The organism is Martelella mangrovi, from assembly GCF_040545495.1.
In the GTDB taxonomy this organism is placed as follows: domain Bacteria; phylum Pseudomonadota; class Alphaproteobacteria; order Rhizobiales; family Rhizobiaceae; genus Martelella; species Martelella mangrovi.
On record NZ_JBEPLY010000001.1, the window covers coordinates 405,218 to 419,999 of the forward strand.

The following is a 14,782-nucleotide window of genomic DNA, read 5'->3' on the forward strand; positions in this document are numbered from 1 at the left end:
GTCTCTCCCGCGTTCAAACCGGGTCTCAAGTTTCATCGGTTTTGCCGGACCAACGGCAAGACCGCATTTCTTTATTGGAGGCCGGGGTTTTAATCCGGCCTCAAGGTGGCAAGCGCGGCATCAAAGCCGGGTTCGCCTCGTTTGGGGGCGGCAATGATCCGCCCCGAATGGATAACAAGCAGTCGGTCGGCGATTTCCGCCTCTCTGCGGATATGGGTCGCGACGAGAAGCGTACGGTCCTCGCCGGCGCGCGCATTGATCCGTGACATGACATCGCGCGCGGTCTTGCCGTCGAGGCCTTCGGTCGGCTCGTCGAGCAGGAAAACCGGCGTGTCGCGCAGAAGCAGCCGGGCAAGCGCCAGCCGCCGCGACTGGCCGCCGGAAAGGCCGATGCCCTGTTCGCCGAGATCTGTATCGAGGCCTTGCGGCAATGCCCTGACAGTTTCGCCGAGACCGGCGGCATCGAGGGCTGCCATCATCGCGTCGTCATCGGCTTTCGGCGCGGCAATCTTCAGGTTGGCGCGCAGCGAATCCTTGAAAAGCTCGGTGCGCTGGGTCAGAAGCGTTGCCTCGCAGGCGGCAACGGTGCCGGACTGCGGGTCGGTCTCGCCTGCAAACAGCGACATGATCGAGGATTTTCCCGCGCCGCTGGACCCGATCAGCGCCACCTTCTCACCGGTTTTGACGGCAAGCGAAAGACAGTCGACCGCAGCCCGGGCGCGGCCTTCGTAGCGCATGGTGACATCGTTCAGCTCAAGCGCATTGCCGGTCTTCGGCACTGCCGGCTGAAAGCGGGTCGCGGCTGCCGCATCAAGGCGCGGTGAAAGCCGTCTGGCCGCCAGCAACGTGCGGCCAAGCTCCATTGCGCCGCGGCGCAGGCCGGCAAAGGGCTCCAGTGCTGCAAAGGCGATCAGCAGGGCAAGGGCGGCAAGCGGCGCCGTCACCGTGCCTGCCGAAGCAAGTGCCGCTCCGGCCAGAAGCACGCCCGACAGAATGAGGGCGGTGACGATATCGAAGCCGAAACCGGCATTGGTCTCGATCCGGTTGAGCGCCAGATCCGAAACATGTTCGCGCGTGTCTGCCGCTGCAACACGGGCGCGCTGGCTTTGAAGGCCGCCGGCAAAGGCCAGTTCGCTCTGCCCGGCAACGAGATCGACGGCACGCGCCCGCAGCGCTTCCTGCGCATGGGCGCGGCGGCGCGCGGGCTTTTCGGCAAAGCGTGCCGAAAGCGCGGGAATGGCGAGGCCGGGAATGACGATGGCCGCACCGACGGCAAAGGCGAGCGTCCACGACAGCGCGCCGAGCGCGGCAATGGTGACAAGGCCGGCGATAATGGCAACGAAACCGGGCACCAGTACGCGCAGGTAAAGCGAATCGAGCGCATCGACATCCGCCGTCAGCCGGAACAGCAGGCGGGCGGGGCGAAGGCCGAGTGCGCGTGCCGCTCCCGGTGCGGCAAAGCCCCTGAACAGGCTGACACGCAGATCCGCCAGAACGCGCAGCGTGGCGTCATGGGTCTGCAACCGCTCGAAATAGCGCGCGGCCGTGCGTGACAATGCCAGAAAGCGGATGGCGGCGGATGGTGCAAACACATCGAAGGCCAGCGCGGTGGCCGTTGTCAGCCCGGCAATGGCAGCCGCCGTGACGAACCAGCCGGAGACGCCGAGAAGGGCAATGCCGGCCAGAACGGTGGCGGCCGAAAGGGCAGCGCCTGCCATAAGTCCGCCGCGCCGCTGACGCCAGAACAGCCGGATGATCGGACCGAGGCTTGAGAATTTGCCGGCTTTCATCGTGCAACCTCCCGAAAATCCTCGTTGAGGCGGATGACGCGATCCATGCGCTCGGCAAGCAGCGGGTCATGGGTGGCGACGATCAGCGTGCGGCCGCTGGCGAGCGTCAGCAGGGCCTCGGTGATGTCGCCTGCGGTGCGGTGATCGAGATGGGCGGTCGGCTCGTCGGCGATGATCAGGCCGGCGGCGCGGTTGGCGGCCGCGCGGGCCAGCGTCAGCCGCAGCGCCTCGCCGCCGGAAAGCCCGGCGCCATTTTCGCCGATCATGGCATTGCCATGGGCTTCTGCCACGTGATCGAGCGATGCAAGAGCAAGCGCATCGGCCACCGAATCACGCGCGATGTCGTTGCGGTAAAGGCGGATATTGCCGGCAATCGAGCCTGCAAAGAGATGCGGGTTCTGGCCGATCCAGGCCATACGGGTGCGTAGTTCCGCCGCATTGGCGTCGTCCAGCGTGGTATCGTCGATCAGGATGCGGCCGTGGCGGGGTTCGGCAAGGCCGGCCAGAAGCGCCAGAAGCGTCGTCTTGCCGCTGCCCGACGGGCCAAGCAGCGCGATGTGCTCGCCGGGGGCGACCGAAAGGTTGAAGTCTGCAAAAACCGGATCGCGCGAACCATGATGCACAAAGCCGAGATCGCGGAACTCGACGCTGAGCGGGCGTGGCCTTGCGGCCGTTGCGGCTGTCAGGTGGCCGTCCTGTTCCGCGCCCACCATGGAAAGCCCGTCTTCGGCCAGCCTGTCGAGGGCCGAAAGCGCGGCCTCGCCTGCGGCCCGGTCGTGCCAGACCGAAGACAGCATGCGCAGCGGATCGAAGAAGGCGGGGGCCAGCAGAAGGATGAACAGCCCTTCGGAAAGCGTCAGCGTGCCGCCCCATGCACCGAAACCGATCTGGCCGAGCAGGTGAAAGCCGATATAGGCGGCGGCCATGGCAACGCCGAGTGCGGAGAAAAGCTCCAGCACCGCCGATGTCATGAAGGCGATGCGCAGCACCGACATGGTGCGCCGGCGCAGGTTTTCAGCGCGCAGGCTGAGACGCCGGGAAACCTGATCGACGGCATCGAAGGAACGGATGGTCGAAAGCCCGCGCAGCCGGTCGAGCAGAAATGCGTTCAGCGTGCCCATATCGGCAAGGTGCTTTTCGCTGGCCGATTGCGCGCTCCAGCCGATCAGCGCCATGAAAACGGGGATCAGCGGCGCGGCGATCAGCAGAACGAGGCCTGCGATCCACGAAAACGGGAAGATGACGGCGAGAATTGCCAGCGGCACGACGGAAGCCTTGAGACGCGCCGTCTGGAAGCGGGCGAGGTAAGGCACGATGTGTTCGGCCTGCTCGGCGATCACACTTGCGGCTTCGCCGGAGGCGACCCGGCTTGTATCAAGCGGCGAGCGGCGGCTGAGGGCGGCAAGGGCGGCTTCGCGCTTGTCGCTGAGGATCGCGCGCGCCGTCCGGTAGGCCAGCCGGTTGCCGCTACGTTCGCACACCGCCTTGACGATGCCGAGCGCGAGAACGGCGGCGGCCAGCGGCAGCACGGCGGCAACGCCCTCTCCGCGGGCAATCAGGCCGATACCGTGGGCCAGACAGGCCGCCTGCGGCAACCACATCAGTTCGGCAAGGGTCTGCAGCCAGGCGGCAATCTTCAGCCCGCGCGGCTTCGGTGCGCGCGAAACCGGCCTGCTGTTTTTCGTACCTTCGGCGGCGGGCTGTTTGGCCGTGCCGGCCACGCGGGCATCTCTGCCCGGCGCGTCCGCCCTGCCGCCGGCGGCTTTTTCAAAAACAAGCTCGCTCATGCCTTACCCACCAACCTTTTCACCCTGATCGCGGCCGGTCTTGCGGCCGAGCGATGTCACCTTGTCTGCCGTCTCGAGAAACCGCGTCACCCGCGCTCCCATGCCGAGCAGCATCAAAAGCCTGTCTGTCTCCAGGCCCTTCACATCGTCGTACCAGGACGAGAGCCTTTCGATCAGGTCGTGCATTTCGCCCATCCGCCTCTGGGCATATTGTTCATCCTCGTCACGCGGTGTGCGTGTGGTGACCTCTGCAAGCAGCGCCAGCGTCGGGTCGACTTCCCGTTTCTTGCGCTCTTCCGCCAGCGTGCGCAGGATCGACCAGACATCCTCCGGCGTCGTGTAATAATCGCGCCGGTCGCCCGGCTTGTGCTTCAGCAGCACCAGTCCCCAGGACTGCAATTCCTTCAGGCCGGCGGCGACATTGGACCGCGAAATCTTCAGGTCCTCCACCATGTCATCTGCGCAGAGCGGATCACGTGATGCGTAGAGCAGCGCGTAGATCTGACCCACCGAACGGTTAATGCCCCAACGGCTTCCCATCTCTCCGAAATGAAGGACAAAATCCTGAACGATGGGCGACATTGTCATCGGCATTCCTGTTTCGGCTGTATTTTCAGTTTTTTCTGAAAACTGTGTATCGCGATATCTGATATCGTGCAAGCCTGTCCTTGCCGGCCATCGAAATGCGCAACTGAACCCCCTTCTGTTTCAACGGGTTTAGCCGAGAGGGGCGTCAGGCAATTTGATTTATGTCATGCAGGCCGAAAAAAGCAGAATACGCCTGTCGGTTGTACTTTGAAAATTCACGTACTGTGGAATTAACCGGAATTGAGTCCAGTGAACAAAACGCCCTGTGGGCCGGTCAGGCGTGGGAGGAACCGAAGACGCGGCCGAAAACGAGCGGCACAAGGACGACCAGAATGGCAGGAAATACCAACCAGTTCATCAGGCTCCAGCCGTTTTCCGTGTTGACCAGAGCGCCGGCAAGAAAGGATGCGGAGGCCACCGATCCGAACACCAGAAAGTCGTTCAGGCCCTGCACCTTGCCGCGTTCTTCAGGCGTATGGCAGTCGGTGATCATTGCCGTGGCGCCGATGAAACCGAAATTCCAGCCCACGCCGAGCAGGATGAGGGCAATCCAGAAATGGGTGAGGCCGAGCCCGGAAAGGGCGATCACCGCGCAGCCGGCAATCAGGATCAGACCGGTGGCGGCGACCGTCTCCTTGCCAAAGCGGGCAATCAGCTTTCCGGTGAAAAAGCTCGGCCCGAACATGGCCAGCACATGCCACTGGATGCCGAGTGTGGCCTCGCCGACCGTGTGGCCGCAGGCGACCATGGCCAACGGGGTTGCGGTCATGATGAAGGCCATCAGCGCGTAGGAAACCACGCCTGTGCCGGCGGCAAGGATGAAACGCGGGGAGCGCGCGATTTCACCAAGCGGCCGTCCGCCGGAAAGGTCGACCGAGGCGGCCCTGTCCGGGCGCGGAATTTCAAGGCGCGAAACCAGAAGAAGCGTCAGCAGGGCAAGGCAGGAAAGACCGATGAAACTGGCGACATAGGGCAGGCCGGGGATGGCATTACTTGTCCAGATAACCACCTGCGGGCCGATAATGGCCGCAAACAGTCCGCCGATCATCACCCGTGAAATCGCCACCGCTCGCATGTCGCCGGAAACCGAGTCGGTGGCGGCGAAACGGAAGCTCTGCAGATAGGAGCCGTAAAACCCGACGAGCACCGTGCCCAGGCAGAAGATCAGGAAGGTGGCGGCCGCAATGCCGGTTGCGGCAACCAGCCCGCCGCCAATGCCGATCAGCGCGCCGAAAATATATCCCTGCCGGCGCCCGACACGGCGCATGACCCAGGCGGCAGGCAGCGTGCCCACAGCCAGGCCCAAATTGTAGAGACTGACGGGCATGGTCGCGAATGCGGGATCGGGGGAAAGCAGCTTGCCGACAATGCCGCCAAGCGAAATGATGATGGGTGGCGCGGCGCCGCCAACGGCCTGCGACAGGGTCAGGATACGGATATTGCGGCGGGCGGTGTCCGGGCTGTCGGCGGTCATTGGCGGGTCACGGGTTTTCGGGCACGTGCCCGTCAGGATCGGGAAGGCGAGCTTCAGGCGGGCTGTTCGGACTTGTCCACACAGTAGGAATTGTAGAGCGTGGTCAGAATCTGCCGCGCCGGTTCGCTTTCGATCCGATACCAGATCGTCTGCCCGTCGCGGCGCCCGGCGATCAGCTTTTCACGGCGCAGCAGGGCCAGATGCTGGGAAACGGTGGAATCCCGGATGCCGAGAAATTCGGCAAGCTCGCCGACCGAGCGCTCGCCGTCGATCAGCTGGCACAGGATGAGCAGCCGGTGACGATTGCCCAGCGCCTTCAAAAGCTCGCAGGCCTCGTCAGCGGATTCGACCATGTTTTCGGAAATAATCTTCATGGTTTCGTATATACGATTTTTTCTCGAAAGGTCAAGGCAGAAACGTTCAGCCGGAAGAAGTGCTCCGGCTGTTGATAAAGCCTAGTGAATGAAGTTTGCAATGGCAAAGCCCTGTTTTTCTAGCCCATTGCGCACAGCCTGGGCGATTTGCAGCGCTTCCGGTGTGTCGCCATGCACGCAGATCGAGCCCATGGGGGTTTCAAGCCGCTTGCCGGAAACCGTGATGATTGCACCTTCGCTGACCATCTCGACCACCCGCCAGGCGGCAACATCGGGATCGCGGACCACCGCGCCCTTCATGCCGCGCGGCACCAGAATGCCTTCATCGGTATAGGCGCGGTCGGCGAAGATTTCCGAAACCACGGTGAGGTCCATTTCCTCGGCAATGCGGTGCTGCTGGCCGAGCGCGATTGCCAGACAGATCAGGGACGAATCGACGGCCTTGATGGCGTTGCAGATGGCCCGGGCCACGGCCTCGTCCTGCTGGGCGAGGTTGCCCAGCGCGCCGTGCGCCTTCACATGGGTGATCGGGTGGCCGACATATTGCGACACCGCCTGGGCAGCGCCGATCTGGTAGGCGACAAGTCGCTCGATCTCGCCCACCGAAAAGGGAATATGGCGGCGGCCGAACCCCATCAGGTCGGGAAAGCCGGGATGGGCGCCGACGGCGACATTGCGATCGCGGGCAAGGGCGAAGGTCTTGGCCATGATGTCCGGATCGCCCGCGTGAAAGCCGCAGGCCACGTTGGCCGACGAGACGATCTTCAGCATTGCCGCGTCCTCGCCCTTTTCCCAGGCGCCGAAGCTTTCGCCCATATCGCAGTTGATGTCGATCCTCTGTCGCGTCACTGTGTCGCCTCCCTGTGTTCTTTGCGGTTGGTTGTCCCAATGTAGGGGGTGGAAGAAAGTTCGAACAATGGGTTTTTTGCAGTAAGTCTTGCGTTTTCGTCATGCGTGCCATGCGTTAATGCATGTCTTGAGCCGTCATTTTGGTGCCGCGGCGCGCTCAGCGCCTGCCAAACCTTTTCTTCTGCGTGCAAACGCTCTATTGCCGGAAAGAGCCGATTTCATGGAGTGAAATGATGAAAAGCCTGACCATCCGCCGCCCTGACGACTGGCATCTGCATTTGCGCGATGGCGCTATGATGGAAGGCGTGATCGGCGATACGGCGCGGCATTTCGCGCGGGCGATCATCATGCCCAATCTGGTGCCGCCGGTGGTGACCTCCGCCGATGCGACCGCCTACCGGGACAGGATCATGGCGGCATTGCCCGCCGGGGCACCCTTCACCCCGCTGATGACGCTCTATCTCACCGAAACCACGGACCCGGACGATGTGGCGCGCGCGTATGAAAGCGGCTTGGTCACGGCGGTAAAACTCTATCCGGCAGGCGCCACCACCAATTCGGCAAGCGGCGTGCGCAATTTCGACAATGCCATGCCAGTGCTGGAGAAGATGGCCGAGATCGGGCTCAATCTTTGCGTCCATGGCGAGGTCACGGCTGCAGATGTCGATATTTTCGACCGCGAGGCCGTGTTCATCGAAACCGTGCTCGATCCGCTGCGCAAACGCCTGCCGGAACTGAAGGTCACCATGGAACATGTGACGACGAAGGACGGGATCGATTATATTGCCCGGGCTGAGCGCAATCTTGCAGGCTCGATTACCACCCATCACCTGATCATCAACCGCAACGATATTCTGGTGGGCGGTATCCGTCCGCATTATTTCTGCCTGCCGGTCGCCAAACGGGAGGAACACCGCAAGGCGCTTGTCGCGGCCGCGACCTCCGGTAATTCCCGCTTCTTCCTCGGAACGGATTCCGCGCCGCATGTCGACCCGGCCAAGGAATGCGGCTGCGGCTGCGCCGGCATCTACACAGCGCCCAATACGATGAGCTGCCTTGCCCATGTGTTCGAAAACGAAAACGCGCTTGAAAACCTCGAGGCGTTTACTTCGCTGAACGGTCCGGCCTGGTACGGGCTTTCGCCGAATGCGGAAACGATCACGCTGGTCAGGCGCGACGAACCGGTCACCTATCCGAACAAGCGCGAGACCGGCGCGGGCCCGGTCACGATTTTCGATCCCAAATTCCCGCTTTACTGGGATGTCGAGGGCTGAACGGCGCGGCGCGTCACCCAGACCGTTCGGACAAAACTTGCGACAAACACCAGGGTCATCACCAGAACGATGGTCGGGGCCGGGGCGCTGTCGATGTAGAAGCTCGCATAGATCCCCAGAAACGATGAGCCGAGCGCGACGGCAAGGGCGACCAGCAGCATGACGGAAAACCGGCGCGACCACAGGAAGGCGATCGCTCCCGGCGCGACCAGCAGCCCGACCGACAGAATGATGCCGACGGCCTTGAGGGCGGCCACAACCGTCAGGGACAGCACAGTCAAAAGCCCATAGTGCAGGAACCGGGTCGGCAGGCCGATGGCGCGTGCGTGCTGGGGATCGAAGGCCTGCAACAGCAGGTCCTTGCGCCAGATGACGAGGAAACCCGTTGCCGCAATTGCGATCAGGCCCGCTTCCAGCAGATCGGCCGGTGTGATGCCGAGCATGTCGCCGAAAAGGATATGGTCGAGATGCACGGCCGAGTGGACCTTCACATAAAGCACCATGCCAAGCCCGAACATGCCGGAAAACACGATGCCGAGGATCGTGTCTTCCTTCACCCGGCTGTTTTCGGTGAGAAAACCGGTGGAAAGCGCACAGACCATGCCGGCCACGAAAGCGCCGATCCCGAGTGGCAGGCCGATCATGTAGGCCAGCACCACGCCTGGAAGGACGGCATGGGAAACCGCGTCGCCCATCAGCGACCAGCCCTTGAGCACCAGAAGGCAGGACAAGAGCGCCATCGGGATTGCGACCAGAAGCGTGATCGCAAAGGCCCGCAGCATGAAATCGAGCTGAAAGGGAAACAGTGCGAGTTCCACAAAGCCGCTCATTGTGCCGCCTCCCGCAGCGCCTGCCGGGCGCGTCGTCTGGCGGCAAGCATGCCATGCTTGGGAGCAAACAGGAAGGCGGCAAGAAACAGCAGTGTCTGCAGCACGATGATGATGCCGCCGGTTGCGCCATCCATGAAGTAGGATACATAGGCGCCGACAAGCGAGGTCACCGCGCCGATTGCGGCGGCAAGCGCAACGAGGCGCGGAAACCGGTCGGTCAGAAGGTAGGCGGTGGCTCCCGGCGTGACCACAAGCGCGATCACCAGAAAGGCGCCGACCGTCTGCAGGGCTGCCACGGTGGAGGCGGCCAGCAGGGTGAAGAACAGCAGTTTCATCCGGTCGGCATTGATGCCGATGGAACGGGCATGGTTTTCATCGAAGAACACCACCATCAGATCTTTCCATTTGACGGAGAGGATCAGCAGGCTGAGCCCGCCGATGATGACGAGCTGGATCGTGTCGGAGCGGGTGATGGCCAGAACATTGCCCATGATGATTGTCTGGATGTCGATCGGGATCGGCGAGACCGAGGCCATGAACAGGCCAAGACCGAAGAAGCCGGTGAAGATCAGGCCAATGATGGCATCTTCCTTCAGCTTGGTCTTGCGGTTGAAGAACAGCATGGCGCCGGCCGCAAGTCCGCCTGCCACGAACGCGCCGAGCGAAAACGGCAGGCCGAGCATATAGGCGCCGGCAACGCCGGGGACGATGGAATGGGACAGTGCATCGCCGATCAGCGACCAGCCCTTCAGCATCAGATAGGCGGAGAGAAAACCACAGACGCCACCGACCAGTGCACTGACCCAGATTGCGTTCAGCATGTAACCATAGGTCAGCGGTTCGATCAGGCGTTCAAGCATCGCCACCCTCCGGCTTGTTGGCCGGCGGGGCCGTCGAGGTACCGTGTTCGCCATACATCACGAAGGGGCGCTCGTCGTCGGTGATCACCTTCAGCCGCCTCGTGTCTGCGTCGGCATCCGCATGCAGTTCCGTGCCTTCCAGAATGAAATGCCGCAGCACGCCGCCAAAGACCTTCTCCAGATTTTTTTCGGTAAAGGTCGTTTCCGTCGGTCCGTAGGCGACCACCGTGCCCTTGACCAGAACCGTGCGGTCGCAGAATGCGGGCACCGAGCCGAGGTTATGGGTCGAGACCAGCATCACCCGACCCTCGTCGCGCAGATCGCCGAGAAGGGCGATGATCTGCTCTTCGGTTTTGACGTCGACGCCGGTGAAGGGCTCGTCCAGCAGGATGATCTGTCCCTCCTGCGCCAGTGCCCGCGCCAGAAACACGCGCTTGCGCTGGCCGCCGGAAAGCTCGCCGATCTGGCGTCCGGCAAAGGCGGTCATGTTGACGCGCTCCAGCGCGGCATCGACCATGGCATGGTCGCGGCGCGTGGGATGGCGCAGCCAGTTCATATGGCCGTAACGGCCCATCATCACCACATCGCGGACCAGAACCGGAAAGTTCCAGTCAACCTCTTCCGCCTGGGGAACATAGGCCACAAGGTTTTTCTTCAGCGCGGTGCGGGCGGGCAGGCCCAGTATCTCGACCGTGCCCTTTGCCAGCGGCGCAAAGCCCATGATCGCCTTGAACAGCGTCGACTTACCGGCGCCGTTGACGCCGACAAGGGCGGTGATAGTGCCGCGCGGAATTTCGAACCCCGCATCGACAAGCGCCGTATGGCCGTTGCGATAGGTTACGGTTACGTCGCGAACGACAAGGCCGGAACCGGCCTCATTGCGGTGTGGCATTGCTCAGTCCTTCGGCAACGGTGCCGGTGGTGACAGCAAGAAGATCGAGATAGGTCGGAACCGGCCCGTCCGGTTCGCTCAGGCTGTCGACGTAAAGAACGCCGCCATAGGTCGCGCCGGTCTCCCGTGCGATCTGCCGGGCCGGCTTGTCGGAGACCGTGCTTTCGGAAAAGATAACATCGATATCGTTTGCGCGCATGGTGTCGATCACGTGGCGTATTTGCTGCGGCGTGCCCTGCTGGTCCGCATTGACCGGCCAGAGATAGAGTTCCTTCAGATCGAGATCGCGGGCAAGGTAGGAGAAAGCCCCCTCGCTTGTCACCAGCCAGCGGCGTTCTTCGGGAATATCCGCGAGCATTTCGCGCATCGGCGCCAGTTCGGCGGCAATCTGTTCGCCATAGGCAGCGGCATTGGCGGTGTAGTCGCCGGCATTGTCCGGGTCGATCGAGATCAGCGCGTCGCGAATATTTTCAACATAGATTGTGGCGCTGTCGGGCGACATCCATGCGTGCGGGTTGGGCCTGCCCTCATATTCGCCGCTTGAAATATCAATGGGATCAATGCCGTCGGAAACCACGATATTGGGAACATCACCGATATTGCGGAGGAACTTTTCAAACCAGCGTTCAAGGTTCAGTCCGTTGGACAGGATGATGTCGCCATCGCGTGCCCGCAGAATGTCGCGCGGCGTGGGGGCGTAACCGTGGATTTCCGCGCCCGGCTTGGTGATGGAGACGACATCTGCATGGTCACCGGCAATATTCTGCGCCATGTCGGCGATCACCGTAAATGTCGTCACGATTTTGGGTTTGTCTGCCGCGGAAGCGATAAGCGGCAAGGCGGCGAGCACGGTGCCTGCAAGGATGACTTTGAGATGCATGGGGCCTCATCGGTTGACAGATCGGAGCGCTGCAGTTGCGAATGAGTTGCAAGTATGGCGGCGCCAGAGATGAATGTCAACGCTATTGCAAATCAGTTGCAAAAACTTTCTAAGTTAGTGTTTTCTTACGATAGGCAAGTTGGTTATCGTGGAGGATGCATAATTCCAATCATGGTTCAGGAAAGTGCCAAACCACAATATTTTCGGTGTGTTTTGCTCTTCTTGAACAGTTCGGTCTGGTTTACATTATGTGCTGATCTTTCAATCTGTGCCGCATCGCGATAGTTGTGCGGCCTGGATCAGCCAGTATAGAGATGAGGAGTTCCTGCGGCATGATTTCCGGACGGTCATTTTCTTCGTGGGATTATCAGGCGCTGGTGCGGCGAATGGCCGACTGTAATCCCATGGCCAACAATCCGCTGAAGACCAGGGCCGATATGCAGGCCGTGATGGCGGGGTTTTATGCGCCGCTCGCCCCCTGGTATTCGCCCGGCAATGCCCGCCTGCGGCTTTCGGCGGGATCGGCCCATTACGATGATGACGCCGCCGAGATGGAAGCCTTCGTCCGGCCGCTCTGGGGCATCGTCCCGCTGGTGGCCGGCGGCTACAGTTTTGAAGATTGCCGGCGTTTCGTCGAAGGTTTTTCGCACGGCATGGATGCCAATCACGAGGAGTTCTGGGGCGAGCCCGGCGATTTCGACCAGCGGCTGGTCGAGACCGCAGGCATTGCGCTGGCGCTTCTGCTGGCGCCGGAAAGCTTCTGGCGGCCGATGTCGGAACCTGCAAAGGACAAGGCCGAGCGCTGGCTGCTGAAGATCAACGAACGCGACGTGCCGGACAATAACTGGCTGTTCTTCCGCGTTCTGGTCAATCTCGGCCTCCGGAATGTCGGGCGGCAATGGTCCGAAGAGGCCGTGCGCGCCGCGCTTGAGCGCATCGAGACCTATTATCTCGGCGACGGCTATTACCGTGACGGCAAATGGGGCCATCGCGACTATTACCTGCCGATGGCGTTGCATTTCTACGGTCTGGTGATCGCCAAATGCGCCGGCGATGTCTTCCCAGAATATGCCGAACGTTACCGGGAGCGCGCCCGGCTTTTCGCGCAGGATTTCCAGCACTGGTTTGCCGATGACGGTGCGGCCGTGCCCTATGGACGCTCGCTGACCTATCGCTTTGCCGAGGGCGCTTTCTGGGCGGCCTGCGCCTTTGCGGATGAAGAGGTGCTGCCCTGGGGGCGGGTGAAGGGTCTGCTTCTGCGGCATCTGCGGTGGTGGTCGCAAATGCCGATTGCCGATCGGGACGGCGTGCTGACCATCGGCTATGCCTATCCGAACCTGCTGATGTCGGAGTCCTATAATGCCCCCGGCTCGCCCTACTGGGGCTTGAAGATTTTCCTCGTGCTCGCGCTTGATGACAGCCATCCGTTCTGGGCGGCGGAGGAAGAGGCGCCGGAAGCGCTGCCGATCGGTCGCGTGTTCGCGCCATCGGCCGGTTTTGCGCTGCGCCGCGCGCCCGGCGACGCGGTGATGCTGACCGGCGGTCAGGATGGACGCGAACATCGCCTTCATGATGCCAAATATGCCCGTTTCGCCTATTCGTCGGCTTTCGGCTTTTCGGTGCAGTGCGATGTGACCTCGCCGGACCGTCCCGACTGCAGCGCGGTCGACAGCGGCATTGCCATCTCGCGTGACGGCCGGACCTATCTCTCCCGTGCGGTGATTACCGAAGAGGGAGCTGACCGGGGCATGGTCTGGGGCGTCTGGCAGCCGGATGACCGGCTCAGGATTGAAACCTGGCTGGATTTTGCCGGTGAGGGCTGGCATGTGCGCCTCCATCGTATCGATACGAAGGACCGGCTGTTTGTCAGTGAAAGCGGGTTTTCCGTCGACCGCACCGGCGAAAGCAAGCCGGGCTTTGCCAACGGGCTTTCCGCTGTCACCGGGCGCGCCTGTGTCGCCACGCCGACACACACGACGGCGATTGTCGACCTTTCCGGCGAGCGGGCCGGCGAGATCATCCGTGCGGCCCCCAACACCAATATCCGGTTTCCGAGAACGCTGTTTCCGCGCCTCTTCGGCGAACTGCCGGCAGGCGAGCACTTCATCGCCACGGCGGTTTACGGCGTGACGAAGCGGGTGGACACGCTGCCGCCGGTTTCAGTGCCGGATACGGTCAGGGCGTTTTGCGCGGAAAACGGCGTGAAACTGCAGGACTGAGCGCATTTTGCCCGGGAGCCGGTGTTCCGGTTCCCGCGCTTGCCTTGGGGATGTTGTCGGGCGGGCTGTTCAGTTTTCGCTGTCCTGCTGCAGGCGGGCCATGTGGCGCACCCGCTCCTCACGCAAAAGACTGCGATAACGTTCGAGGCTGCCTTTCAGGTGTTCGCGCATGGCATCGCGCGCGCCCTGTTCATCGCCGTTGGAAATGGCGAAGACGATGCGTTCATGTTCCTTGATCAGCAGGCTGCGATAGGCGATTTCGCCGCCCTCGTCGGTATCGATCTGGCCGGTCTGGGGGATGATCGACGTGCCCTGCATTTCCAGGAATGTCGCGAACAGCGGGTTGTTGGTGGCCTTGGCGATGGCCAGATGCAGGCCGATATCGGCATCGCTCCAGGCCTTGCCGTCATTGCGCCCGGCAATGCCGGCGGCATGGCGCTCGAAAATCTCTTCCTCCTGGGCAGGGGAGCGCCTGAGGGCCGCAAGGCCGGCCGCCTCGATTTCGAGCGGCGTGCGGGCTTCGAGAATCTCGAGCGAGGTATAGATCCGGTCGGAATCGACCGTCGGCTTGGTTTTCCTGAATGCAAAGGCGATCGGATCGAGCACGAAGACGCCGGCGCCCTGACGCGGTTCGACAAGCCCGTCGGACCTGAGCGCGGCCACCGCCTCGCGCACCACCGTGCGGGAAACGCCGTGCTCCTGGGTCAGGCGGGCCTCGCTCGGCAGTTTCTCTCCGGGCAGAAACTCACCGTCCAGAATGGATTTCCGCAGTGCCTCGCTGACCTTGTAGACCAGGGTTCCGTTGCGGGCGGCGGTTTGCGTGGTCAAAATTCATCCCCTTCGAGATCCGTCCTCAGCACAGCGGGCTTTTCACTGCGAAAGCAGGGTCGACGGACAACCATGTTCGATTCAGTGCTGAAAATTGTATGATAAGTTGGCCCGAAATGCAATATAACATTGTTTAT

Annotated in this window: 13 protein-coding genes; 2 read left to right on the top strand and 11 right to left on the bottom strand. The window is 62.2% G+C overall.

The genetic code is table 11. From position 1 onward, the window contains the following. Positions 1-89: 89 nt before the first annotated feature. From cydC to ABID12_RS01945, 6 genes are all read right to left on the bottom strand, one after another. Positions 90-1,790, bottom strand: a complete 1,701-nt coding sequence (cydC, locus tag ABID12_RS01920) for a thiol reductant ABC exporter subunit CydC (RefSeq protein WP_354432873.1) — start codon at positions 1,788-1,790, stop codon at positions 90-92. Then, positions 1,787-3,577 carry a thiol reductant ABC exporter subunit CydD gene (cydD, locus tag ABID12_RS01925; RefSeq protein ID WP_354432874.1) on the bottom strand — a complete coding sequence of 597 codons (1,791 nt, stop codon included), beginning with the start codon at positions 3,575-3,577 and terminating at the stop codon, positions 1,787-1,789. The genes cydC and cydD overlap by 4 nt, the downstream gene beginning before the upstream one ends. Positions 3,578-3,580: 3 nt before the next feature. Beyond that, on the bottom strand, positions 3,581-4,165 hold the full coding sequence (locus ABID12_RS01930) for a GbsR/MarR family transcriptional regulator (RefSeq protein WP_354432875.1): 585 nt from the start codon (positions 4,163-4,165) through the stop codon (positions 3,581-3,583). 274 nt (positions 4,166-4,439) lie between these two features. Continuing rightward, positions 4,440-5,639: an MFS transporter gene (locus ABID12_RS01935; RefSeq protein WP_354432876.1), complete on the bottom strand. Its 1,200-nt coding sequence runs from the start codon at positions 5,637-5,639 to the stop codon at positions 4,440-4,442. A gap of 53 nt (positions 5,640-5,692) precedes the next feature. Next, a complete protein-coding gene (locus ABID12_RS01940; RefSeq protein ID WP_354432877.1) occupies positions 5,693-6,013 on the bottom strand; it encodes an ArsR/SmtB family transcription factor in 321 nt (106 codons plus the stop codon). An 81-nt stretch (positions 6,014-6,094) separates the two neighbouring features. Further along, positions 6,095-6,862 carry a LamB/YcsF family protein gene (locus tag ABID12_RS01945; RefSeq protein WP_106307899.1) on the bottom strand — a complete coding sequence of 256 codons (768 nt, stop codon included), beginning with the start codon at positions 6,860-6,862 and terminating at the stop codon, positions 6,095-6,097. A gap of 233 nt (positions 6,863-7,095) precedes the next feature. Between ABID12_RS01945 and pyrC the strand changes: the two genes are divergently transcribed. Beyond that, a complete protein-coding gene (gene pyrC / locus ABID12_RS01950; RefSeq protein WP_354432878.1) occupies positions 7,096-8,136 on the top strand; it encodes a dihydroorotase in 1,041 nt (346 codons plus the stop codon). Here the strand turns inward: pyrC and ABID12_RS01955 are convergent. Genes ABID12_RS01955 through ABID12_RS01970 form a run of 4 tightly spaced genes read right to left on the bottom strand, consistent with a single transcriptional unit; the run spans position 8,115 to position 11,598 of the window. Further along, positions 8,115-8,966 (bottom strand): metal ABC transporter permease, encoded by an 852-nt coding sequence (locus ABID12_RS01955; protein WP_354432879.1) that lies wholly within the window; start codon positions 8,964-8,966, stop codon positions 8,115-8,117. The genes pyrC and ABID12_RS01955 overlap by 22 nt on opposite strands. After that, positions 8,963-9,826, bottom strand: a complete 864-nt coding sequence (locus tag ABID12_RS01960) for a metal ABC transporter permease (RefSeq protein ID WP_354432880.1) — start codon at positions 9,824-9,826, stop codon at positions 8,963-8,965. Before ABID12_RS01960 ends, ABID12_RS01955 begins: the two co-directional genes overlap by 4 nt. Beyond that, the gene (locus ABID12_RS01965) at positions 9,819-10,718 is read right to left on the bottom strand and encodes a manganese/iron ABC transporter ATP-binding protein (protein ID WP_354432881.1); all 900 of its coding nucleotides are present in this window, start codon (positions 10,716-10,718) and stop codon (positions 9,819-9,821) included. Before ABID12_RS01965 ends, ABID12_RS01960 begins: the two co-directional genes overlap by 8 nt. After that, positions 10,702-11,598 carry a metal ABC transporter substrate-binding protein gene (locus ABID12_RS01970; RefSeq protein WP_354432882.1) on the bottom strand — a complete coding sequence of 299 codons (897 nt, stop codon included), beginning with the start codon at positions 11,596-11,598 and terminating at the stop codon, positions 10,702-10,704. Before ABID12_RS01970 ends, ABID12_RS01965 begins: the two co-directional genes overlap by 17 nt. Before the next feature lie 332 nt (positions 11,599-11,930). On the opposite strand from ABID12_RS01970, the gene ABID12_RS01975 reads away from it, so the two are divergent. Further along, positions 11,931-13,817, top strand: a complete 1,887-nt coding sequence (locus ABID12_RS01975) for a DUF2264 domain-containing protein (protein ID WP_354432883.1) — start codon at positions 11,931-11,933, stop codon at positions 13,815-13,817. 69 nt (positions 13,818-13,886) lie between these two features. On the opposite strand, the gene ABID12_RS01980 is transcribed toward ABID12_RS01975, so the two are convergent. Beyond that, positions 13,887-14,645, bottom strand: a complete 759-nt coding sequence (locus ABID12_RS01980; protein WP_354432884.1) for a FadR/GntR family transcriptional regulator — start codon at positions 14,643-14,645, stop codon at positions 13,887-13,889. Positions 14,646-14,782 lie beyond the last annotated feature (137 nt).

Excerpts from the sequence above, each read along its gene's own strand:
- cydC (WP_354432873.1), bottom strand. The coding sequence starts at position 1,790 with ATGAAAGCCGGCAAATTCTCAAGCCTCGGTCCGATCATCCGGCTGTTC.
- cydD (WP_354432874.1), bottom strand. The coding sequence starts at position 3,577 with ATGAGCGAGCTTGTTTTTGAAAAAGCCGCCGGCGGCAGGGCGGACGCG.
- ABID12_RS01930 (WP_354432875.1), bottom strand. The coding sequence starts at position 4,165 with ATGACAATGTCGCCCATCGTTCAGGATTTTGTCCTTCATTTCGGAGAG.
- ABID12_RS01935 (WP_354432876.1), bottom strand. The coding sequence starts at position 5,639 with ATGACCGCCGACAGCCCGGACACCGCCCGCCGCAATATCCGTATCCTG.
- ABID12_RS01940 (WP_354432877.1), bottom strand. The coding sequence starts at position 6,013 with ATGAAGATTATTTCCGAAAACATGGTCGAATCCGCTGACGAGGCCTGC.
- pyrC (WP_354432878.1), top strand. The coding sequence starts at position 7,096 with ATGAAAAGCCTGACCATCCGCCGCCCTGACGACTGGCATCTGCATTTG.
- ABID12_RS01955 (WP_354432879.1), bottom strand. The coding sequence starts at position 8,966 with ATGAGCGGCTTTGTGGAACTCGCACTGTTTCCCTTTCAGCTCGATTTC.
- ABID12_RS01960 (WP_354432880.1), bottom strand. The coding sequence starts at position 9,826 with ATGCTTGAACGCCTGATCGAACCGCTGACCTATGGTTACATGCTGAAC.
- ABID12_RS01965 (WP_354432881.1), bottom strand. The coding sequence starts at position 10,718 with ATGCCACACCGCAATGAGGCCGGTTCCGGCCTTGTCGTTCGCGACGTA.
- ABID12_RS01970 (WP_354432882.1), bottom strand. The coding sequence starts at position 11,598 with ATGCATCTCAAAGTCATCCTTGCAGGCACCGTGCTCGCCGCCTTGCCG.
- ABID12_RS01975 (WP_354432883.1), top strand. The coding sequence starts at position 11,931 with ATGATTTCCGGACGGTCATTTTCTTCGTGGGATTATCAGGCGCTGGTG.